Here is a 21,241-nt window from a genome sequence, read left to right on the forward strand (position 1 = left end):
TGTTACCGTGAGCAACAACCCCCGGACTGCCCTGGCCGTCGCAGGCCTCAGCCTGGGCACGGCGCTGAACCCCCTGAACTCCTCCATGATCGCCGTCGCCCTGGTGGTGCTGCGCGCCGACTTCGGGCTCGACGTCGCGGCCGTCACCTGGGTGGTGACGTCCTTCTACCTCGCCTCCGCCGCCGGCCAGCCGGTAATGGGGAGGCTGGCGGACCGGTTCGGGCCGCGCCGGATGTTTATGCTCGGCATGGCCCTGGTGGCCGCCACCTGCGCACTTGCACCGTTCGCCCCGAACTTCGCGCTGCTCTGCGTCGCCCGGGCCGTCATGGCACTCGGCACCGCCACGGCATATCCCAGCGCCGTGGTGATGGTGGGTGCCATCGCGCACCGAGCCGGTGTGGAGGCAGCCCGCCCGCTCGGCAGGCTCCAGATGGCGAACACGTCCGCCGCCGCCGTCGGGCCTGTGATTGGCGGTCTGCTGGTGGGCCTGGTGGGCTGGGAGGCGCTGTTCCTCATCAACGTGCCGCTGGCGCTGGCCGCGCTGCTGATAGTGCGGCAGGCGGCGCCGCCGGACGAGGTGCGCGAGCGGGGGAGCGTGGCCCGGCTGCTGCGCGACTCGGACATCCCCGGCATCGTCGCGTTCGTGGCCGCGCTGCTGCTGGTGATGATGGCCGCGCTGAACGTCGCGCCCGGTTACCGCTGGTTGATGCTGGCCGCCGGAACGGCGATCGCGGCCCTGTTCGCGTGGCGCGAGCTGCGGTTCAACCGGCCGTTCCTGGACCTGCGGCTCCTCGGCCGCAACCGGCCGCTGCTGCTGGTGTACCTCGCGTTCGCGGTGTTCAGCAGCGTCTACTACTTCGTGTTCTTTGGGCTGCCGCAGCTGCTGCAGGAGGCCGGCGGCTACGACCCCGGCGTCGTCGGCCTGCTGATGCTGCCGCTCGCCGCCATGTCGGTGGCCGCAACCCCCTGGGCAGTCAGGGCGATGGGAAGGTTCGGCGTGCGGCGCGTGCTGCTCGCCGGCGTCGTGCTCCTCACCATGGTGGCCGCCCTCATGTGGCTGCTGACCGGGACCCTGGCCGTCCCGCTGGTGGTGGTGATGACCGCGCTGATGGGTGTGCCGTACGGGACGGTGGGCATCGCCACGAACCAGGGCATGTTCGTCTCCACCCGGCCGCAGGAGCGGGGCGTCGCGGCCGGGATCTACCAGACCTGCCGGTATGTCGGGGCGATTACCGCCACCGTGATGATCGGCGTTTTCGCGGCGGCCGGCGTGGACCAGGGGAGCTGGGCCCGGATGGTCCTGGCCATGCTGGCGCTGTGCCTGGTGACTTTCGGCGTCAGCCTGCTGTGGCGGCAGCGCCCGGCCTGATCCCTGCCCGGCCCGCCCGACCGGGACCTAGGTGTACATCAGGGAACCGGGGGTGGTGAGCTTCTCACCGGTCTCCAGCCAGGTCTTCAGGCCGGACAGGATCATCGGCCAGCCGCCGTAGAGCTGGTCGTTGGCGCCTTCCCGGAGGTCGCTGTGCGTGACGGTGAGGTGGCAGGAATCCCCCACGGGTTCGATCTCCCAGGTGACGGTGGAGGTGCCCTCGGCTTTGACGTCCTCGCCCCACAGCGCACGCATGGTCTGGACGAGCCGGCGGGGCCGGTCGATCTCGAGGATTTCGCCTTCCGCCAGCGGTTCGCCGGCCTTCACGTTGTTCATCACGACCCGCCCGCCCGGGGTCCACTCGGCCTCGAAGGTGTTGCCGAACTGGTATTTGCTGCGGATGCCGCTGTCCGTGATGGCCTCCCACAACCGCTCCGGTGTGGTCTTGATGTAGATCTCGAAGATTTTCTCCATGGGACTTTCCAATCTGGATTTGAGGTCGCTGAGGGCAGCGGCCCATGGTTCTGCGTATCTGCTCACCCAGCGGTCATGGACCAGCCGGATGGGTACAGGGTTCAGGAAGTGCAGCTTTTCCCGTCCCCGGCGGCGGGCCACCACCAGCCCCGCGTCCTCAAGGATGCGGAGGTGCTTGGCGATCCCGAACCGGGTCATATCGAACCGTGATTCAAGAGCACTCAGGGTCTGGCCGTCCTCGCGGAACAGCTCGTCCAGCAGGTCGCGGCGGGTGGGGTCGGCGAGTGCCTTGAACACCTCGTCCATGCCTTCAATGATATGTGACCGTATGGTCACATATCAAGGGTTCAGTTCCTCGAAGCGAGGTTCCGGTCGCGGTCCTCGAACACCTCATCGCCCGGCCCGGTGAAGGCTCGCGACCGCTCCACGGCCTCGATGGAGCCGGTGAACAGCTGCGACTCGTGCGGGTCCGCGGGAAGCCTGGTCCCGGCGGCAGCGGGCGAACTCAACCCCCGCAGCGGTGCCGGCCGCTGGCTGGTGCTGCCGGCGTCGGCGGCTGCCCGTTCCCAGCGCTGGTGCGGCAGTGCCTGCGGGTGTCCCTGCTGCAGGAAGGTGACCATGGTTTCGCGGACCAGGCAGCGCAGGTCGAAGAGGGCCGCGCTGTCGGCGGCGCTGACCAGGATGCGGACGCGGACAAAACCTCCGGTGGCGTCGGTGACCTGCAGGACGCCCACCCGCTCGTCCCACAGTTCGGTGCCGGCCAGGACGCGGCGCAGCTCGGCGCGCATGTCCTCCACGGGGGCACGCCAGTCGAGATCGAACTCCACGGTGCCCATCACTTCCGACTGGCGGCGCGTCCAGTTCTCGAACGGGGTGGTGGTGAAGTAGGTGGACGGCAGGATGAGGCGCCGGTCGTCCCAGATGTGGACCACCACGTACGTCAACGTGATCTCTTCGATCCGTCCCCATTCCTTCTGCACCACCACCACGTCGTCCACCCGGATGGCGTCCGTGAACGCGAGCTGCATGCCGGCGAAGACGTTGACCAGTGAGGTCTGCGCGGCCAGGCCGGCCACGATCGAGATCACGCCCGCGGAGGCGAGCAGACCCGCGCCCAGCGCCTGGATGGCAGGAAAGGTCAGCATCACGGATCCGACGGCGAGCACCGCCACCAAGGCCACGGCGATGCGCCGCGCCAGGATCATCTGGGTCCGCAGCCGCCGGGCACGCCGGTTGTCCGCCACGTCCACGCTGTGCCGGGTGAGGACCACGGCCTCGATGATCAGCAGGATGGCGATCACCAGCCAGGCGAGCGATCCGATGAGGGCGATCAGCAGGAAATGGTCGACGACGGCGTGCCAGCTTTCGGCCCCGGCCGTGAGTCCCAGCGCGGCGCGGACGCCCACCAGGCACAGTGCCAAACGCAGCGGCTTCCGGGCGACGCGCGAGGTTGCGTGCAGCTCGGGACGCCTGCGGTTGAGCCGGAGGACGATTTTGCGGAGCAGCCACGACAGCACCAGGCCGGCGGCCACTGCCAGTGTTACAGCGAGGAAGGGCATGGCGGGATGAAGTAGGTCTTGCATCCTTTAACGACTATCAAGCGGTGCCCTGGCGTCCGAAATCGCCCCGGGCCATGGCGTGTCAGGTGCTCCCTACGTGGCTGCCTGCGGCTGGCGCGGCACGATGTTGTGGTTCCGGCTGAAAAGGTTGGTGGGGTCGTAACGCTGCTTGAGTTCGATGAGTCTTTCGTACTTGTCCTGTCCGTAGGTCCGGCGGGCAGCCTCCGGATCCGGCCGTGCTTCACTGCCGAGGAAGTTCAGGTACTCGCCTTCGTCAGCGAACGGCTGCATCCGTGCGTGCGCGTCCCGGGCGAAAGCGGTCAGGCGCGCGTCGTCGTCGGCCGCGGCCCAGAAGCCGTACACGTTCATGAGGAACCGCGAGGACCGGCTGGGGTAGGCGGTAGCTTCTTCCGGAACCCTGCCGAAAGCTCCACCCATCAGATGGATGTCGATCCCCGTGCCCTGCCAGTTCACCTCCGAGGCGAAGCCTGTCACCACATCGATGACCTCCTGGTCCAGGCGGGAGAAGGAGACGTTCTTCCAGTAGCCCCGTGACCCCGTGGGGAACAGGCTGTCCATCGCGCTCTGCCACTCCAGCCAGGACGTGGAACCCAATTCCTCCTCATCCGGCGGGGCGATTTTGCGCAGCCGATCGATCAGCTCCAGGCCTGGCTGGTGGTCCGCGCCGGCCCAGGCGCAGCCGATGATCATCCAGGTGTCATCACCCATGTCAAACTCCGGGGGCAGGACCACGAAAGTGATGATCGGGTTCATCTCGTCGGGCAGGTCACGGGTCCACGTCTCGAAGCCGGCCAAAGCCGTCTTCCATTGCCCCGGGGCGTAGAACAGGTTGGCACCCAGCACGGGGTACGGCAGCTGGCGGGCCCGGAACGTGAAACCGGAGACCACGCCAAAGTTCCCGCCGCCGCCCCGCAGGCCCCAGAACAGGTCCGGGTTCTCGTGCTCGCTGGCGCGCAGGTGCTCACCGGCCGCCGTGACTACGTGGGCGGAGATCAGGTTGTCCAGTGCCAGGCCGTTGCTCCGGGTCAGCCAGCCCACACCGCCGCCCAGCGTCAGGCCAGCAACGCCCGTAGCGCTGATGACGCCGATGGGTACGGCCAAGCCGTGTTCCGCGGTAGCCCGGTCCACGTCCGCAAGTGTTGCCCCCGGTTCCACGCTGACCAGGCGGGTGACGGGATCCACGGCGACATCGCGCAGCTGGCTCAGGTCGAGGACCAGGCCGCCTTCCACGCTGCCGTGTCCGGCAACGTTGTGTCCGCCGCCCCTGACGGCCAACACCAGGCCGGTGTCCCGGGCTGCTGCGAGCACGGGACCGATGTCGGCGACTGAACCCGCCCGGACAACGGCTCTGGGGCGCAGGTCATGCATGCCATTCCAGATCCTGCGGGCGTCCTCGTAACCGGAATCATGTGGTTCCAGCAGGGTTCCGGTGATCCGGTGCCGCAGGTCTTCCAGTTCCCTGGCTGTCTGGGCTTCCCGCTGGTCCCGCTCGGTTGTGTCCATGATCCGACTCCGCTGGATAAGGGCTGGATCCTCGCAGTTCCAGCCCGTGTTTTAGCTTGAAGAGCGCGCTGGAAACCGGCGCGTGCAGTGGCGGCAGTCCTAGTATCCGGCTGCATGCTACCCCGGTCAATGATGGTGTCCCCCTAAAAGGAGATACGGGTACCCCTTATGTCCGCCCTGCATCTACACGGCTAAACGAGTGTTGACTCCGCGGGGGCGCTGAGTATGCTCTGCGGTGCAGGGGGATCCTGAGGTAGTTGTTGTTTCGGCGCTGCGTTTGGGCTTGGTTGCGGGGGGCAGAATCCGGTCGCTGAACGCCGTACCGCCGTTGACTGCTCACGGCATTCCTGGGGCGCCTTCCGGGTGTCCCGCTGGTTCTGCCGGCAGCCCGGGTGGCTGCCGTTCCCCTTGGAGGACACCATGCGCTTAACTGCGATCCGTCGTTTCACCCCTGCCACCCTCCTTGCAGCAGCCATCCTGGCCGTGCCAACGGCGGCCACGGCTGTGCCCCCCACAGTGGATCCGCCACTGGAGGATTTTGTCTTCGAGGTTCCGGAAGGGCAAGGCTGCGCTGAATTCCCCCTCGGTATCGAGGCAACGGGCTCCCAATCGCCAATCAGGACCTTTTACGACCGTAGCGGCGAGGTTTCTCGCGTCCTCATCGCCGGCCAGGGTTACGCCCTGACCTTCTCGAACCCGGAGAATGACAAGGAGCTGGTCCTCAAACCCACAGGTTTTTCGCGGACAACCGTCACACGCGAGGACGGCAGGCAGGATGTTGTTGATCGCGGTGCTTTTGCCATCATCCTCTTTCCTACGGACACGCCCGCGGGACCGGCAGCGACCCTCTACCAAGGGCGGGCTGTCTACACACTGAGCGCTGATGGCTCCAACACATTGGAATCGCTGACTGCATCGGGACGCACCACCGATATTTGTGCCGCTCTGAGCTGAGCCTGAACGCGCCGCCGATGCCGGCCCTCGATGCCTGCTTCATCGTCCCCACGACGGCGGTTCTGCTGGGTGCTGAGGGTTGGCCACGTCTTCCCGGCCCGCCGCGGTACTGCCGTTCCCGGCGGAGTCATCGACGTTAACGTCCTTCCCGGCACCATCCCCGTCGTCCGCCCGCGGCGGCTGTGCCGGAGGCGGGCCGGCCGGCGGGGCGGCCGGGGGTTCAGGTGCGTTTCCGCCGTCCCCGGGGACAACTGCGGATCTGTCTCCCCCGGCATCGGAGGCCCTGGCGGTTGGGGGAGGCGGGGGTGCGGAAACGTCAGGCACGGATGCACCGGGCACGGGGTCAGCCGGAAGCGCGGTCGCTGGTATGCCGGCGGGCAGCGGCGCGGTCCCGGTTGCAACAGTGCTGGAGGCCGGCGGTTCCGCCATGTCCGGAGAGGGCACGACGGCGGCGGGCCCAACGGGTGCCGTCGCAGGCTCCGATGGTGCCTGCGGAGCCGGTGCAGGATGGGTGAATGACCGGACGATGGTGCTGATGGTTGCCTCAGCGCCCCTGCGGATCGTGTCGTTCCCCGCCGCGGCGCCTCCGGCCACACCCAGCGAAGCGGCGACGGCAAGGGTGGTGAACGCTATGCGGTGCCTTTTTCGCCGCCTGTCGGACTCTCCCGCAAGCGGAACCACGCCGCTTGCCTCAGCATGTTCCAGCAGTCGGGCCAGTTCGGCGGAGGGTGGCGGAACGTGGCAGTTCCGCAGGCCGCGCAATTGCAGCAATACCTGCCGCAGCCGCTCGTCAGCCGGGAAGCCGCTTTCGGCGAGCAGTGCGTCCACGCAACGTTCGTCGTCGGACGGCTCCGGCCAAGTACCTTTGCGGTCGCTGGTCACGATGCACCTTCCTTCCAGGCGGGACGCAGTTTGCGGAGCCGGCACAAGGCCCGCCGCTGCAGCTGTTTGATGGCGCCCGGGCTTTTGCCCATGATTTCCGAGGTAGCTTCCAGGGACAGGTCGGCAACGATCCGCAGGGCCAGTACCTCCTGCTGGTCGTGCTGCAGCGTCCCGAGCAGTGTCTTCACGTCCTCAGTGCTCTCCGCCGTCAGCAGCACTTCTTCGGCCGACTCGCAGCATCTCGGATCTGCTTCCGGAATGTAGCCGACGGTGGCCGGAGCTTTCACCCGGCGCCGGTGCTCGTCCACGTAGCGGGCGTGCGCAATGGAGAACACCAGGGACTTGATGCCCCTGGCCCCGCCCTGGACAGCTCGAAGCTGGGGGTATAGGGCCAGGAAGACGTCCTGCGTCATGGCCTCCGGATCTTCCACGTCGCGTGCCCGGAGGTAACCCAGGACAGCTGGCGCGAGTTCGCGGTAGACAGCACAAAAGGCGCCCTCATCGGCCCGGCCGGGCCCGACGTGATCGTCCTTGACTTCCTGCATCCGTCCCCCTGCAGCAGCTGCCGTGGCTGCACCTGCCGATGGTGCCGTGCCGGGAGGTCGCCGCCCCGGCACGGCCGCCGTTACCTGCTGAGTGCCTACCGCTGTCCGCGGCCGGGCTGGCCGGCGGACTGCTTGCCGGCATTGTCAGACTGCGGACCGTTGGGCGCGCCCTGGCCGGCTACCTGGCCATCGCGTTCCTCGCCCTGCTGTCCGGTTGGCGTCTCCTCCTCAGGTGCCTCCTCATCCGGTGCCTCGGTGTCGTCGGCGTCATCCTCCGGAGCCGGGACGGTTGCGCAGTAGTCCTCGATGCCGCTCTCACCGCCGGCTGCCTCGGCCAGGGCCGCAAAGGCCGTGGACGTTTCGTTCAGGCCGCCATGGGCGTAGGCGTTGCACAAGCCCACAGCTGCCGGTCCCGTGGCGTCAGGTCCCACGGGAACCGACGCCGGTGAGGTGGGGTCCCCGGTTTCCGTCGGCGTCGGTTCGGGTGTGGCGGTTTCGGTATCGGTCGGAGTCGGCTCCGGGGACTCGGTTTCGGTCTCCGTGGGAGTGGGCTCCGGTGATTCCGTTTCGGTTTCGGTTGGAGTCGGCTCCGGTGACGGCGACTCCGTTTCGGTGGCCGTCGGGCTCGCGGACGGCTCGTTTTCCGCGACGAACGCTGCCGGGCCGCCCGGCGACGAAACCGCGATGGCCCCCGTTCCGCCCACCGCCAAAGCTCCTGCGGCGAGCGCGGTTACGGCCAGCTTCCTGCCGGACAGAGTGAAAAGGGACATGAGATCCTCCGTTGACGAATTTTATGGATTGCAATCAACTGCGGTTTTCTCTCCGCACCTATTGAATCGAAAATCCGGTCACGCAGGTTACGGGTTAAGGGAAACTTTTTGACTTTTTTGTCATATTGCCGGGTCGTCCAGCTGGGCGCCGTCCCGTCCTGTTGTCTCAACGGCCACCGGGCGGGGCTCCAGCCAAACCTGCTCGCGCGGTCCGGGCGGGTACGCGTGCCGCTTGCCTGCAAGGGTGATCACCAGCGCCGCGGCCACCGGAAGCGCCGCGGCCACGGGAACCAGCAGCGGGCCGCCGACCACCAGGGCGCCGGAGCCGTACAGCGCCCCGACCGTGATGCCGAGCTGGATGGTGAGCACCGTGAGCCCGTTGGCGGCTTCCTTGTATTCGCCGCCTGCGCGGAGGATAGCGGACTGGTTGTAGATGCCGATGGCACCCAGGCCGGCGCCCCAGACGGTCATCAGCACCAGGGCCAGGACGAGGTTGCCCACCACCAGGGGCAGCAGGGCCATCGACGCGGCGATTGCCGCCGTCGTGATCAGCAGCGAACGCCGGGGATGCGAATCAACGGTGAGGCCTGCCACCCAGATGCCCAGGAGGCCGGAGGCGCCGAGCACCGTGAGGGAGAGGCTGATGGCGTAGTCGGGCAGGGAGGCTTCGCGGATGAAGGGGGCGATGTAGGTGAACAGGGCGAAGTGCGCCAGGACAAGCAGCGGCCATGCGGTGGCCACGGCCTTGACTCCCGGTTCGGCCACGGCACGCCGGAGTGACGGGCGGGCGGCGTCGGAGATGCGCTGCACCCGGGGGAGCAGGAAGAAGGCCAGTACTGTCAGGACCAGGCCGAACCCGGCGAGGACCAGGAACGCTGCCCGCCAGCCGAGGATGCCGCCCAGCGCAGTGCCCACCGGTGCGCCGATCGCGAGTCCCAGGCTGTTGCCGCTGAACACAATCGCAAGGGCCTTGCCCACCTTGTCCGCCGGAACCACGCGCGTGACGAACGGCGCCATGGTGGTCCAGAGCAGCCCGTGTGCCAGGCCGCCCACCATCCGGGCGATCATCGCCGTCGTAAAGTCCGGGGCCAGCCCCACCCAGGCGTTGCTCAGGGCGAAGGTCAGGACCAGGCTGACCAGCAGCGTGTGCCGCGGGATCCGGGCCAGCAGGCGGGCCGCCGGCACAACCGTGACCACAATGACGGCGGCATAGGCGGCGGCGAGGTAGCCGGCCACCGGTTCGGACACGTTCAGGCCTGTGCTGATCTGGGGGAGCAGGCCGGACGGGAGGAGCTCGGTGGTGATGGCGGTGAACGCAATGGTGGCCAGGATGGCCATCGCGGCGTACGGGAAGCGGGCAGGGGCGGGCGCGGCAAAGGCGGGAGGCACGGGAAAGTGATCCATTCAAGGGGAGAGGTGGAACGCCGCTCGCTGGCCAGCAATTCCTCCTTTAAATTTACAGGATCAGGCCACTTGTCACGGACATGACAAGACGTTGCGGACCTATGTTCCGGCGCTGCCTGCGAGGCCCATAAACATCGTCCGGTGCAGGATGTCCACGTGCCGCCGGGACACCTCCACTGCTGCCTGTACGTCACCGCTCCGCAGGGCTTTGACGAGCTCGATGTGGTCCTGGTTGGACTTGTGCAGCAGGTCGATGGGGTAGGGGATGAAGTAGTCGTACAGCTCGGCGAGGGTCTGGTGGTAAACCCCGACGGCGGTCCCCAGGCCGGACGCGTCACCCACCAGCTGGTGGAACCGTTCGTCCGACTGGTGGTAGTCGGACCAGTTCGCCGCTGCGGCCATGTCCCGCGTGAGCCGTTCCAGCTCATCCAGCTGCTCCGGGGTGGCGTTCACGGCGGCGTAGTGGGTGACCGCGCACTCGAACAGCAGCCGCCGGTCCACCAGCCGGTTCACGGCCTGGGATTCGGCGGGCGAGGCCGAGAGTTCGGCCAGCACGTCCCGCGGCGGATCGTCCGCGACGAACGTTCCGCCCACCCGGCCGCGGCGGCGGACCAGCACACCCTGCTCGGCGAGGCTGGCCAGCGCGCGGCGGGCGGTGATGGGGCTGACCGAGAGGCCCAGTGCCACGTCCTCCTGGTCCGGCAGCCGCTCGCCCGGCTGCAGCAGGCCCAGGGAGATGGCCATCCCGATCCGCAGGCGCACGGCATCAATGGCGCTGCGCCGGTCCATGCCGGTCAGCACGCCTGCGCCGATACCGGAGGTCTCCTCCGCGGAAGGGGTCATGTCCGCTACTTTACGGGCCAATCCCGGCCACTTCCATTTAAGTGATCATTCTGATCTAATATTGTCCAGATCACATCCCGTCCCGTGGAGACAACCCATGCAACGCATCCTTCCGCTCACTGCTGTCCAGGCCCCGCCCCGGCTCATCGGTGAACCCGTGTCCGCCTTCGCTGCCGAGGTCCAGGCCGCCCTGGGCACCAAACCCGACAGCAAGATGGTCGTCTTCCCCGAGCTCCACCTGTTCGGCGACTCAAACCCGGACCTGCAGCGCACCGAAATCCTGCAGGCCTCCGCCGAACCGCTGGACGGGCCGCGGGTCAAGGAACTCCGCGAGCTGGCCGCGGACCTGGGCGTCTGGCTGGTCCCCGGCAGCGTCTGCGAGCGCGGGCCCGAAGGCCAGCTGTTCAATACCCAGCTTGTCCTGTCCCCGGCGGGGGAGCTGGCCGGCTTCTACCGGAAGATCTTCCCCTGGCGCCCCTTCGAGCCCTACGATCCCGGCGACCGGTTCACCACCGTGGACCTGCCCGGCCTCGGGCGGGTGGGCCTGAACATCTGCTACGACGCCTGGTATCCGGAGGTGTCCCGCCAGCTCGCCTGGATGGGCGCCGACGTGATCCTCAACGTCGTCAAGACCACCACCCCGGACCGGCACCAGGAACTGGTACTCGCCAAGGCCAACGCCATCGTGAACCAGGTGTTTATGGTCAGCGTCAACTGCGCAGGCCCCACCGGCATGGGCCGCAGCATCATCGTGGATCCCGAGGGCAACACCCTCGCCGAGGCCGCGGACGATGCACCCGCCCTGCTGACCGCGGACCTGGACCTGGCCGCCGTCGAGCATGTCCGCACGCACGGCACCGAGAACCTCAACCGCCCCTGGTCCCAGTTCCGGGAGGGCGAGGCCGCCGTCGAACTTCCCGTTTACCAAGGCCGGATCAATCCGGCCACCTGGACACCGCCGTCCTACAAGCCCTAAGGAAGCCCCGTGACCACACAACTCACCCGAACCCTGAAACTTCCGTCCCTGGTGCTGTTCGGCCTGGCGTACCTGACGCCGCTGATCGTCCTGGCCATCTTCGGCCTGATCGCCGAAACCACCGGCGGCGCCACCCCGTCCGCCTACCTGGTGGCCATGGTGGCGATGCTCTTTACTGCCCACAGCTACGGTCGGATGGCGATCGCCTACCCGGTAGCCGGCTCCGCCTACACGTACGTCCGCCGCACCATCGACTCCCGTGTGGGGTTCCTGGTGGGCTGGGCGGTCCTGCTCGACTACCTCTTCCTCCCCATGGTCATCTGGCTGATCGGCGGGTCCTACCTGAGCGCCCAGTTCCCCGGCGTGCCCATCGGCGTCTGGATCGTCGGGTTCATCCTTGTCACCACGGTCCTGAACATCCTGGGCATCAAAGTGGCGGACAAAGCCAACTACCTCCTCATGGCGTTCCAGCTGCTGGTCATCGTGTTCTTCGTGGCGCTGGCCATCGGGAACGTGGTGTCCACCTCCGGTGCCGGCGGCCTGGCCAGCACGCACCCGTTCTTCAATGACACCTCCAGCTTCGCCACAATCTCCGCCGGTGCCGCGATCGCCGCCTACTCGTTCCTTGGTTTCGACGCCGTCACCACACTCACCGAAGAAACCGTCAACCCGCGCCGCAACGTGCCCCGCGCCATCATGCTCATCGCCCTGATCGGCGGCGGCATCTTCGTGGCCGTCTCCTACGTCACCCAACTGGTCCACCCCGGCGGTGTGTTCGAGGACTCCGCGTCCGCGGCAAGCTCCATCGCCCTGCAGATCGGCGGCCAGCTGTTTGGCGCCGTGTTCCTGGCCGGCCTGGTGGTGGCCCAGTTCGCCTCCGGCCTCGCCGCGCAGGCCAGCGCCTCCCGCCTGCTGTATGCGATGGGCCGCGACTCCGTCCTGCCGAAGGCCGTCTTCGGCCGGCTCAACGGGAAGTTCCACACCCCCGTGCTCAACCTCGTCGTCACCGGAGCCGTCGGCCTGATCGCCCTGTTCCTGGACGTCGCCACTTCCACGTCCTTCATCAACTTCGGTGCGTTTACGGCCTTCACACTGGTCAACGTCTCGGTGGTCTGCCACTACCTCCGCCAGCGCCGCGCCGGTGCCATGCTGAACCCGCTGTCCTACGTCGTGGTCCCCGCCATCGGTGCCGCCGTCTGCGCGTACCTGCTCTCCCAACTGGACGGCAACGCCATTACGCTGGGAATCTCCTGGCTGGTGCTGGGCGCGGTGGTCCTGGCGCTGATCACCCGGGGCTTCCGCGCGGCACCGCCGGAAATGACGACGACAGAGAAGGCCACCGTCGAAGCGGCAGCCTAGGAACAGCAGCCTAAGGAACGGCCGCCCAAAGAACGGACGCCTGGGCACTGGTACCAGGCGTCCAACGGGAAGGACAGGCGTGGAGATAGCGCTCGGGCAGTTGGCGTCCGGCAGCGACATAGCGGCGAACCTCGCTGCCATCGACCGGTTCGCGGCCGCCGCCGCCCGTGACGGTGCCGCCCTCGTGGCCTTCCCGGAGTACGCCACCTACGAGAAGAAAACCGTGGACGCGACGTTCCCGGCCGTGGCCGAACCGCTCGACGGCCCCGTCTGCCGGCAGCTCGCCGCCACGGCCGCCCGCCACCGCATCGCGCTGGTGGCGGGCGTGGTGGAAGTGTCTCCTGAACCGGGCAAGGCGTATAACACGCTGGCGGCGTTCGGGCCCGACGGCGGCCTGCTGGCTTCCTACCGGAAGATCCACCTATTCGACGCGCAAGGCTTCGACGAGTCGCGGTTCATCGCGCCCGGCCCGTCCCTGGAACCCGTGGTCTTCGAGTGCGGCGGCATCCGCTTCGGGCTGCTGACCTGCTACGACCTGCGGTTCCCCGAACTTGCCCGGGCATTGGCCGACGCCGGCGCGCAGGTGCTGCTGGTCCCCTCGTCCTGGGTGCCGGGCACGCACAAGACGGAACAGTGGCTTGCCCTCAACGCCGCCCGGGCGATCGAGAACAGCGTCTACGTGGCAGGGGTCTGCCAGGCGCCGCCGGTCTCCGTGGGCCGGAGCGTCCTGGTGGATCCCATGGGCGTCACCGAGGCGGACCTGGGGCTGGAACCCGGGGTCCGGACTGTTGAGGTCTTGCCGGAAACCATTGTCCGGGTACGTGAACAGTTCCCGATGTTCCGGCAACGCAGGCTGTAGCGGAAGCCCTTGCTCCGGTCCGGACCCGCTGCGCCGCACTAAGATCGCCCTCATGGATTCCGACGAAAAACTGATGGTGGCCGCATGAGCCGGCTGCGCGTGTGCCTGCCCGGCCAGGAGCTGCTGGAGGCGCTGGAGCCGACGGACGGCGTCGACTTTGTCCTCTGGGACCTGGCCGGCCCGGCGCCGGAGGGCAGGCTGGACCTGCTGGTGCCCGGCTACATGGGAAAGCCGTCCGCGCTGTCCGCGCTCGAGGGCGTTGACGTGGGGCTGGTGCAGAGCCAGTCCATCGGGTACGACGGCGTCGCGGACGTCCTGCCCGCCGGTTGCGTTTTCGCCAACGCGGCGGGCGTCCATGAGACGTCGACGGCGGAGCTCGCCGTGGGCATGATGATCGCGTCCCAGCGCGGGCTCCCGGACTTCGTCCGCAACCAGGCGTCCGGGACCTGGGACAACACCCAGCGGCCCAGCCTCGCCGACCGGCGCGTGCTGCTGGTCGGATACGGGGGAGTGGGCAAGGCCATCGAAGCCCGGCTGCTGCCGTTCGAAACTGAGGTCACCCGGATGGCCAGCCGGGCGCGTGAAGAAGCCGGCCGGAGCGTCCTTGGGATCGACGCTCTGTACGAGCAGCTGCCCCTGCACGAGATCGTGGTGGTCAGCGTCCCCTTGGGTGAGGCAACCCGGAAGCTGGTGGACGCCAAGTTCCTGGCCGCCATGCCGGACGGTGCCCTGCTGGTGAACGTGGCCCGCGGCCCGGTGGCTGACACCGACGCACTCGTGGCCGAGACGTCGTCGGGACGGTTGCGCGCTGCCTTGGACGTCACCGACCCGGAACCGCTGCCCGCCGACCACCCGCTCTGGACCACCCCCGGCGTGCTGATCACCCCGCACGTCGGCGGCGCCAGCTCGGCGATGTTCCCTCGCATGGTCCGCCTGATCCGCAAGCAGATCGGACTGCTGCTCGAAGGCCGGGAACCCGTCAACGTCGTCCTCCGCTGACCCCGCGTTGAGGGGACACGCCTGGAACCTATCCAGGCGTGTCCCCTGCTTCTATGCTGGGGCCATGTCCACTTACGAAGTCCGCCGCACCGCTGTCATCCCGGCCGCCCAGGAAGAGATCTTTCCCCTGGTCAACAACTTCCACGAGTGGACGGCGTGGTCCCCGTGGGAGGCTGTGGATCCCGGCATGAGCCGGCGCTACTTCGGCCCCGACGCAGGGGTGGGGGCGGGTTATGAGTGGAGCGGCAACCGCAAGGCCGGCAGCGGCACCATGCAGATCATCGAGTCAGTGCCTGCCAGCCGCATCGGGATCCGGCTCGAATTCACCAAGCCCTTCAAGGCACTGAACCCCACCACCTTCACGTTCACCCCGGCGCCCGGCGGCACCGAGGTCGCCTGGACCATGACCGGCGAGAACAAGGGCGTCGCGGCCAAACTGTTCTCCCTCTTCATGAACATGGACAAGCTGGTGGGGGCCGATTTCGAGCGGGGGCTTAAATCCCTGGCCGCCACCGTCGCAGCCAGGAAAAGCTGAGGGCAACGCCGTGGGAACTGTGGACGACGCGCTCGCGGACCTGCCCGAACCGGACCGAAGCTGCCTCCAGCACGTCATCGGCATTGCCCGAACGCTTGTCCCCGAGGCCACGGAGGGAATGAGCTACGGCATGCCGGCCCTGAAACTGGACGGCAAGCCCCTTGTGGGTGTGGTGGCAACCGCCAAGCACCTCTCGCTCTTCCCGTTCTCACCCGCCGTCATCGATGCAGTGGCGGGCCGGCTGGACGGCTACTCACTGTCCAAGGGGACCATCCGCTTCACCGCCGGCCATCCCTTGCCTGACGGCGTGGTGGAGGACATTGTCAGGCTGCGGCAGGCGGAAATCAGGAAGTAGGGGCAATGCGGAAGATCATCCTGCAAAACGGAGTTTCGGTGGACGGTTTCTTCGAGGGGCCGGGCAGGGACATCAGCTGGCACCTGGTGGATGAGGAGCTGCACCAGCACATGAACGATGAGCTCGCGGCGATGGGCGGGTTCATCGCGGGACGGGTCACCCATGAGCTGATGGCCGGGTACTGGCCTGAAGCGGACCAAAACCCGGACAGCAGCCCGGCCGAAAGGGAGTTCGCCGGCATCTGGCGGAACATGCCGAAGTTCGTCTTTTCCCGCACCCTGACGGAGGCGCCGTGGAACACCACGGTGCTGGCCGACGTCGTACCCGAGCAGATCCGCGAACTGAAGGCGCAGGCCGGCGGCGACCTGGTGATGAGCGGCGCGGACCTTGCCGCGACCTTCCTGCGCCACGGCCTGATTGATGAATTCCGCTTCTACGTCCATCCGGTGGTGGTGGGCGAGGGGCGGCGCGTGCTGGATTCACCCGATTTCAAGACGGACCTGACCCTGGCGGAGACGAGGGTTTTCGGCAACGGCGTGGTGCTGCTGCGGTACGAGCGGGTTGCGCCAGCAGCATCCTGAGGGTGTTGGGCCTAGGCTGAACCCATGGCTGATACTTTCGAATCCCTTGTAGACGCTTTCCGGAACTTCGCCGTCTCCCGGGCCTACGGCGAGCCCGTCAACCTCGGCGGCCAGGAGGTCGTGCCGGTGGCTCTGGTGTCGTTCGGCTTCGGCGGCGGCAGTGAATCCGGGCAGGGCGGTTCCGGCGGGGGCGGTGGAGGAACCGTGATCCCGCTTGGCGTCTACACCTCCAACAACGGGCGGACGGTGTTCCGGCCCAACACCATCGCCACCCTGGCGTGCCTGGTCCCGCTGGTGGCCGTGACCGGGGCCGCGGTGCGGCGGGCGATCACCGCAGCCCGGAAGTAGCCGGGACACCCAGCCCAGGGTTTCCCGGCGCTCAGGTGCCCTTGAGCTTCCGCCAGCCGCCGGCGCGGTTGTCGGCGATGATCGAGCGGAACAGCTCCAGCAGGGCCTCCCGGTTGATCTCATCGCCCTCGTAATACGAAATCATCCGGCCGGTTTTGTTGCCGTGCCCGGCGGTGATGATGTGGTGCGGGTCCGGCGCCAGCCCGCCGTCGTACAGGAACACGTTGACGTGGTCCTTCGCGGCGAGGAGCGCGCACACGTTGCCGTGCAGCACAAAGTATGGCTGGACGGTCCGCTTGATGGTTTCCTCCAGTTCCGGGTCGGCGGCGTGGGCCAGCTCCCGGACCTCCCGGCACACGGCCTGCTGCCACGGCGGAAGGGCATCGATGTACTGGTCAACGCGGGGATCCTTGACGTAGTCCATGCCATATTTTCCCCTATTTCCCCGGCGCTGGATCGGTTCCATAATGGCTTCGTAAGCTTCGGGGATCCCCGCGCTGATGATGGCTGGCGCAGCGGACAAGGGTCCCAGGTGGCCGCCCCGGCAGTCGGCGCAAGGGTGGCTACGCGGCCCGCCGGTCACGGCCCGCCGCCGCAGGGGGAGAGCATCGCCATCAAAAATCGTGACGAAGGAGTTTGCCATGCTCAAGGATTTGGCCGTTATGGCCGTGCTGCCGGCGAAGGACATCAACCGCGCCCGGGAGTTCTACCGCGACAAGCTGGGCCTCGAACCCACGCAGGAGTTAGGCGAGGACAGCCTGATCTACACCTGCGGGAACGGAACCAGCTTCCTGCTCTACCAAACCGACAATGCAGGTTCTGCCAAGAACACCCAAATGGGTTGGGCGACCAGGGACTTTGACCGCGAAGCCGAGGAACTGCGCAGCCGCGGCGTCGTCTTCGAGGACTACGACCAGCCCGGGCTCAAGACCGAGAACGGCATCGCCGAACTGGAAGGCATGGGGAAGGGCGCCTGGTTCCTGGACAGCGAGGGTAACATCCTGAACCTTTCCTCCCTGCCGCCGGGCATGTAAGCCTGGGGCCAACACCTGGGAAGTACGACGACGGCGCGCGCCGCCCCGAAGCAGCCCCGCCAAAGGTACGGGGACGCGGAAGTCCGGCGCCGCCGTCGTGCTTTGCTTGAGACCGGCCCTTACCCGCATGACCGGTGCTTACTCGCATGACCGGTGCCGGGCAGCGCCGGTTATGCGGGTAAGGGCCGGTTTTGTGCGGACTGCGGACTCAGATGGCCGGCGCGCGCCTGCCGCTGAAGGCAATCCGCAGGGCTCCGCGGAAGCCGAGCTGGCTCCGCCGGCTGACCACAATAACCGCGGCCAGGCCGGCCAGCAGGACCACGATGCCGCCCACCGCCACGGACCATCGGGCACCGAACTCGCTGCCGATCCAGCCCATCAGTGGCGCGCCCACGGCGGTGCCGCCCTGCAGGATGGCCAGGTAGAGCGCCAGCACACGGCCGCGGAACCGGGGCTCCACGGAGAGCTGGATGCTGGTATTGCAGCTGTTGAGGAACGTGATGGAGGCCAGCCCCACCGGCACCAGCACCGCGGCGTAGAGCCAGAACGACGGCGACAGGCTGGCTGCGAGGGTGAAGATCCCCAGTCCCAGCGCCCCGCCCAGGAGGAACCGCAACCGGGGACCTGACCTGCGGGCCGCGAGAAGCGCCCCGGCGAGGGTGCCGACGGCCATGATGGAACCGAGCAGTCCGAACTCGCCGGGCCCGGCGTGGAATTCGGTGGTGGCCATCAGCGCGTTGGTGATGGGGAAGTTCATGCCGAACGCCCCCAGGATGCCCACCAAAACCAGGATGAGCACCAGGTCGGGCCGCCGCCGCACGTAACCCAGGCCCTCTGCCACCTGGTGTTTGCCGCGCTGCGCCTTCACGGACGGGACGAGTTCCGCGGTGCGGATGAGGAACAGCGAGATGATGACGCCGGCGTAGCTGGCCGCGTTGAGCAGGAACACCGGGCCGGTGCCCACCCAGGCGATCAGGACGCCGGCGACTGCCGGGCCGGTCAGGCGGGCGGTGTTGAAGGACGCCGAGTTCAGGGCGACGGCGTTGGAAATGTTCTCCTGGCCCACCAGTTCGGAGACGAACGCCTGGCGTGCAGGTGCGTCAATGGCGCTGGCGAGGCCAAGGCAGAGGGCGGCCAGGTAGGCGTGCCAGAGCTGGGCGGTGCCGGTGACCACCAGCAGCCCGATCGCCAGGCCGGTCAGGCCCATGGCCAGTTGGGTCCAGAGGAGGATGATGCGTTTGCGGTAGCGGTCTGCCAGGACGCCGCCGTACGGGCCGAGCAGCAGCATTGGCAGGAACTGCAAACCCGTGGTGATGCCGACGGCGGCGCCGTCGTGGTTGGTGAGGACCGTCAGGACCAGCCAGTCCTGGGCGATCCGCTGCATCCACGTGCCGATGTTGGACACCAGGGCGCCACCGGCCCAGATGCGGTAGTTGCGGTTTTCGAGGGCACGGAACATGGCGCTCATTTGCCGCTCATTTCCTGCATGATGCGGGCGGCCCGGCTGAGGATCTCCCGGTCCTCCTCGCTGAGCAAGGCCACGCGCTGCGCCAGCCACGCCGTGCGCTGTTCCCTTGCCTCCGCGAGGACGTCCCTGCCGGCGTCGGTGATGTCGATGCGGACCTGGCGGCCGTCGTCGGGATGGGCCGACCTCGTCACGAAGCCCTGGTCGGCGAGGGCGTTGACGATGCGGGTCATGGACGGGGCCTGCACGTGCTCGCTTTCGGCAAGGGCGCGGAGGGTGCTGGGGCCGTGGCTGTTGAGGACCGCGAGGACGGTGTACTGGCCGGGGGTGATGACTTCACCGGTGGCCTCGACGCGGAGCCGGCGCGAGGTGCGCATCACGGCGGTGCGGAGGTCGATGGCGAGAGTGTCTGTGCTTGTTGTCCTTGCTGTTCGGGTGGCGGTCATATGGGCGGGTGCGCCTCCTGCGGTAATCGTTAGCAGTGCTAATTAGTTCTGCTAACGATTATGCTCCCGGTTTGTTGCTCCGGGCAAGGGATTGTGAGCAAGCCGGCACCCCAGCCCTCCGCTGCTGCCCGGCGCCATCCCGGTGCGCCACACTTGAGTTTGTCCGGACGCAAACGAAAGCAGGCCGATGATTACTCTCCACCAGGACGCAGAAGGATTCATTCGGATGAACCGGCACTACCCCGCGAGTGTTCGGATCAGGATCAGCTTCACCGATGGCAGCACCGGAGAATTCTCCGGCAGGACGCTCAACAACGCCTACGATGCAGCGCTCGCGGAGTACCGTGCCAAGAACCATCTGGATGCGAAAGGGTTCGACCGGGCGCCCGCCGGCCGGAAAAACCCCGGTAACAGGATCGACTTTGTTCCCGTTCATCCTGGAATGGGGGAGTAGGCAATGGCCGCGCCAGCAACGCCTGCCGCTGTCCTCCACGACGGAAGTACCATTCCCGTCATCCTCCGTGGCAGCGGCCCGGCCCTCCTGCTGCCGCTGCCTCTAGCCGCGCACTCACCCGAGGAAGCCGAAAGCCTGCGGCAGTGGGGAGGGGACCCGGACCTGGGGCCTAACCTGATGAACGGGCTGAGCGAAACCAACCGTGTCATCGCGGTGGACTACGAGGCGCACCGCATGGCTTACCCGGCCCCCGCCACACTGACACCGGACAACGTCGCCGCAGATCTACTGGCCATCGCCGACGCAGCCGGGGCGGAAACCTTCGCCTACTACGGATACTCGTGGCTGGCGTTGTGCGGCCTCCAGCTGGCCATCCGGACAAACCGGCTGGCGGCGCTGGTGATGGGCGGATTTCCGCCGCTCGACGGGCCCTATGCGAGCATGCTGGCTGTCACCCGGGCGGCCCATGAGGCATCGATGCGTGCCCTGTCCGCGGACGTGGTGCCGGCGCCGGAGGCTGAGCCCGGCGACTGGGATACGGCCACCCTCCGGACAACCCCCGACCAAACCCGCCAGTTCCTCACCCTCTACGAAGCCCTGCAGGACTTCGACGATGCCACGGCCCCGCTCCCAGCAGGGCTGCCGCGACTTGCCTTCGCGGGGGCTGCGGACAATATCGATTACTCACCGCAGTGGGGCGGCGTCCGGGTGCGGATCGGGGAGCCGCTCGCCGCGCGCGAAAGCGAACTGGCCGGAGCCGGCTGGGACGTGGAGGTGCTCCCCGGGTTGGACCACCTGGGAGCCATGCAGAGCTCGGTTGTCCTGCCGCTCCTCCAAGGGTGGCTGGCTAAGGTGGGCTGGGCGGCCGACGGTTAAGCTTCCGCCCAACGGTTGGGGCGTGCTCGCCGTGTGCTGCAGCCCACAGGGATAACTTTCGACGGCGGGAAGCGCCTGGGGTGCCTCCGTGGCCTGTTTTGCCGCGTGTTTACGGGGTTTTGATTGTTGGTTGGGGTGAGTTGCGGTGGGGTGCGGGGGCGTGTATTGTTTTCTGAGTCGCCGCGGGGGAGACAGTGAAGAACTGATCACCGCGGGTGGCCAAAACCCCGAAAACTTAGCCAGAATCTGGTTGCTCTTTAGGGCGCCGGGAAGTGGTGGGGGACGATCTTCCGTTGATGGGAATCCTGAGAGATGGATTTGCGTCGGGGCGGGTGGTCGGGTAAGTTTGAAAAGTTGCTCCGGAGCGATCCTGAACGTTGGTTTGGGTGGTGCCGGGTGTGTCTGTTGTTTGAGAACTCAATAGTGTGCCAAGTTTGTTGATACCAATTATTTTATTGGTTGAAATTGCCAGGCTATGCCGCCCCTGTGGTGTGGTTTGGTGTTTTTAGCTGGTTTCAAATTTGCAGCTGGGGTGGGTGTTATTTCCATCTGCCTGGTTGTTTCGTTTTCAACGGAGAGTTTGATCCTGGCTCAGGATGAACGCTGGCGGCGTGCTTAACACATGCAAGT

At 67.3% G+C, this 21,241-nt stretch carries 24 protein-coding genes and 1 rRNA gene; 14 read left to right on the top strand and 11 right to left on the bottom strand.

Going from position 1 to position 21,241, the window contains the following annotated elements; translation table 11 throughout:
• Positions 1 to 7 precede the first annotated feature (7 nt).
• Entirely contained in the window at positions 8 to 1,369 is a 1,362-nt protein-coding gene (locus tag ACYQ1Z_RS05640; RefSeq protein WP_459791516.1) for an MFS transporter, read from the top strand.
• 27 nt (positions 1,370 to 1,396) lie between these two features.
• On the opposite strand, the gene ACYQ1Z_RS05645 is transcribed toward ACYQ1Z_RS05640, so the two are convergent.
• The 3 genes from ACYQ1Z_RS05645 to ACYQ1Z_RS05655 form a co-directional block, all read right to left on the bottom strand.
• Positions 1,397 to 2,149 (bottom strand): ArsR/SmtB family transcription factor, encoded by a 753-nt coding sequence (locus tag ACYQ1Z_RS05645; RefSeq protein WP_459791547.1) that lies wholly within the window; start codon positions 2,147 to 2,149, stop codon positions 1,397 to 1,399.
• Between the two features lie 41 nt (positions 2,150 to 2,190).
• Entirely contained in the window at positions 2,191 to 3,426 is a 1,236-nt protein-coding gene (locus ACYQ1Z_RS05650) for a mechanosensitive ion channel family protein (RefSeq protein ID WP_459791517.1), read from the bottom strand.
• A gap of 69 nt (positions 3,427 to 3,495) precedes the next feature.
• Positions 3,496 to 4,926 (bottom strand): FAD-binding oxidoreductase, encoded by a 1,431-nt coding sequence (locus tag ACYQ1Z_RS05655; protein WP_459791518.1) that lies wholly within the window; start codon positions 4,924 to 4,926, stop codon positions 3,496 to 3,498.
• A 420-nt stretch (positions 4,927 to 5,346) separates the two neighbouring features.
• Here ACYQ1Z_RS05655 and ACYQ1Z_RS05660 point away from each other — a divergent pair, with 420 nt between their 5' ends.
• Complete coding sequence (locus ACYQ1Z_RS05660) at positions 5,347 to 5,880, top strand: hypothetical protein (protein WP_459791519.1); 534 nt, start codon at positions 5,347 to 5,349, stop codon at positions 5,878 to 5,880.
• Between the two features lie 39 nt (positions 5,881 to 5,919).
• Here ACYQ1Z_RS05660 and ACYQ1Z_RS05665 read toward each other — a convergent pair whose 3' ends face one another.
• The 5 genes from ACYQ1Z_RS05665 to ACYQ1Z_RS05685 form a co-directional block, all read right to left on the bottom strand.
• Positions 5,920 to 6,762, bottom strand: coding sequence for a hypothetical protein (locus ACYQ1Z_RS05665; RefSeq protein ID WP_459791520.1), 843 nt, complete (start codon positions 6,760 to 6,762; stop codon positions 5,920 to 5,922).
• The gene (locus tag ACYQ1Z_RS05670; protein WP_459791521.1) at positions 6,759 to 7,307 is read right to left on the bottom strand and encodes an RNA polymerase sigma factor; all 549 of its coding nucleotides are present in this window, start codon (positions 7,305 to 7,307) and stop codon (positions 6,759 to 6,761) included. The genes ACYQ1Z_RS05665 and ACYQ1Z_RS05670 overlap by 4 nt, the downstream gene beginning before the upstream one ends.
• A gap of 95 nt (positions 7,308 to 7,402) precedes the next feature.
• Entirely contained in the window at positions 7,403 to 8,077 is a 675-nt protein-coding gene (locus ACYQ1Z_RS05675) for a hypothetical protein (RefSeq protein ID WP_459791522.1), read from the bottom strand.
• Between the two features lie 120 nt (positions 8,078 to 8,197).
• Positions 8,198 to 9,466, bottom strand: a complete 1,269-nt coding sequence (locus ACYQ1Z_RS05680; protein WP_459791523.1) for an MFS transporter — start codon at positions 9,464 to 9,466, stop codon at positions 8,198 to 8,200.
• Positions 9,467 to 9,580: 114 nt separating this feature from the next.
• Positions 9,581 to 10,324 carry a FadR/GntR family transcriptional regulator gene (locus tag ACYQ1Z_RS05685; protein WP_459791524.1) on the bottom strand — a complete coding sequence of 248 codons (744 nt, stop codon included), beginning with the start codon at positions 10,322 to 10,324 and terminating at the stop codon, positions 9,581 to 9,583.
• Positions 10,325 to 10,421: 97 nt separating this feature from the next.
• On the opposite strand from ACYQ1Z_RS05685, the gene ACYQ1Z_RS05690 reads away from it, so the two are divergent.
• The 8 genes from ACYQ1Z_RS05690 (at position 10,422) to ACYQ1Z_RS05725 (ending at position 16,336) form a co-directional block, all read left to right on the top strand.
• Positions 10,422 to 11,300 carry a carbon-nitrogen hydrolase family protein gene (locus ACYQ1Z_RS05690; RefSeq protein ID WP_459791525.1) on the top strand — a complete coding sequence of 293 codons (879 nt, stop codon included), beginning with the start codon at positions 10,422 to 10,424 and terminating at the stop codon, positions 11,298 to 11,300.
• Between the two features lie 9 nt (positions 11,301 to 11,309).
• On the top strand, positions 11,310 to 12,659 hold the full coding sequence (locus ACYQ1Z_RS05695; protein WP_459791526.1) for an APC family permease: 1,350 nt from the start codon (positions 11,310 to 11,312) through the stop codon (positions 12,657 to 12,659).
• Between the two features lie 79 nt (positions 12,660 to 12,738).
• Positions 12,739 to 13,518 (top strand): carbon-nitrogen hydrolase family protein, encoded by a 780-nt coding sequence (locus ACYQ1Z_RS05700; protein WP_459791527.1) that lies wholly within the window; start codon positions 12,739 to 12,741, stop codon positions 13,516 to 13,518.
• An 84-nt stretch (positions 13,519 to 13,602) separates the two neighbouring features.
• Positions 13,603 to 14,517 carry a 2-hydroxyacid dehydrogenase gene (locus ACYQ1Z_RS05705; protein ID WP_459791528.1) on the top strand — a complete coding sequence of 305 codons (915 nt, stop codon included), beginning with the start codon at positions 13,603 to 13,605 and terminating at the stop codon, positions 14,515 to 14,517.
• Between the two features lie 64 nt (positions 14,518 to 14,581).
• Positions 14,582 to 15,052 carry an SRPBCC family protein gene (locus tag ACYQ1Z_RS05710; RefSeq protein WP_459791529.1) on the top strand — a complete coding sequence of 157 codons (471 nt, stop codon included), beginning with the start codon at positions 14,582 to 14,584 and terminating at the stop codon, positions 15,050 to 15,052.
• Between the two features lie 10 nt (positions 15,053 to 15,062).
• Complete coding sequence (locus ACYQ1Z_RS05715) at positions 15,063 to 15,407, top strand: iron chaperone (protein ID WP_459791530.1); 345 nt, start codon at positions 15,063 to 15,065, stop codon at positions 15,405 to 15,407.
• A gap of 5 nt (positions 15,408 to 15,412) precedes the next feature.
• A complete protein-coding gene (locus ACYQ1Z_RS05720; RefSeq protein ID WP_459791531.1) occupies positions 15,413 to 15,988 on the top strand; it encodes a dihydrofolate reductase family protein in 576 nt (191 codons plus the stop codon).
• A gap of 24 nt (positions 15,989 to 16,012) precedes the next feature.
• Positions 16,013 to 16,336 (top strand): hypothetical protein, encoded by a 324-nt coding sequence (locus ACYQ1Z_RS05725; protein ID WP_459791532.1) that lies wholly within the window; start codon positions 16,013 to 16,015, stop codon positions 16,334 to 16,336.
• Between the two features lie 31 nt (positions 16,337 to 16,367).
• On the opposite strand, the gene ACYQ1Z_RS05730 is transcribed toward ACYQ1Z_RS05725, so the two are convergent.
• Complete coding sequence (locus ACYQ1Z_RS05730) at positions 16,368 to 16,760, bottom strand: DUF1801 domain-containing protein (RefSeq protein WP_459791533.1); 393 nt, start codon at positions 16,758 to 16,760, stop codon at positions 16,368 to 16,370.
• A gap of 217 nt (positions 16,761 to 16,977) precedes the next feature.
• On the opposite strand from ACYQ1Z_RS05730, the gene ACYQ1Z_RS05735 reads away from it, so the two are divergent.
• Positions 16,978 to 17,370: a VOC family protein gene (locus ACYQ1Z_RS05735; protein WP_459791534.1), complete on the top strand. Its 393-nt coding sequence runs from the start codon at positions 16,978 to 16,980 to the stop codon at positions 17,368 to 17,370.
• 208 nt (positions 17,371 to 17,578) lie between these two features.
• Here the strand turns inward: ACYQ1Z_RS05735 and ACYQ1Z_RS05740 are convergent, their stop codons facing one another.
• Both ACYQ1Z_RS05740 and ACYQ1Z_RS05745 read right to left on the bottom strand, forming a co-directional pair.
• Positions 17,579 to 18,838: an MFS transporter gene (locus ACYQ1Z_RS05740; protein ID WP_459791535.1), complete on the bottom strand. Its 1,260-nt coding sequence runs from the start codon at positions 18,836 to 18,838 to the stop codon at positions 17,579 to 17,581.
• Positions 18,835 to 19,281 (bottom strand): MarR family winged helix-turn-helix transcriptional regulator, encoded by a 447-nt coding sequence (locus ACYQ1Z_RS05745; protein ID WP_459791536.1) that lies wholly within the window; start codon positions 19,279 to 19,281, stop codon positions 18,835 to 18,837. Before ACYQ1Z_RS05745 ends, ACYQ1Z_RS05740 begins: the two co-directional genes overlap by 4 nt.
• A 187-nt stretch (positions 19,282 to 19,468) precedes the next feature.
• Here ACYQ1Z_RS05745 and ACYQ1Z_RS05750 point away from each other — a divergent pair, with 187 nt between their 5' ends.
• The 3 genes from ACYQ1Z_RS05750 to ACYQ1Z_RS05760 form a co-directional block, all read left to right on the top strand.
• On the top strand, positions 19,469 to 19,735 hold the full coding sequence (locus tag ACYQ1Z_RS05750) for a hypothetical protein (RefSeq protein WP_459791537.1): 267 nt from the start codon (positions 19,469 to 19,471) through the stop codon (positions 19,733 to 19,735).
• A gap of 3 nt (positions 19,736 to 19,738) precedes the next feature.
• Complete coding sequence (locus ACYQ1Z_RS05755) at positions 19,739 to 20,611, top strand: alpha/beta hydrolase (protein WP_459791538.1); 873 nt, start codon at positions 19,739 to 19,741, stop codon at positions 20,609 to 20,611.
• 568 nt (positions 20,612 to 21,179) lie between these two features.
• A 16S ribosomal RNA gene (locus ACYQ1Z_RS05760) occupies positions 21,180 to 21,241 on the top strand; the annotation flags it as partial.

The organism is Arthrobacter sp. AD-310 (genome assembly GCF_054656615.1).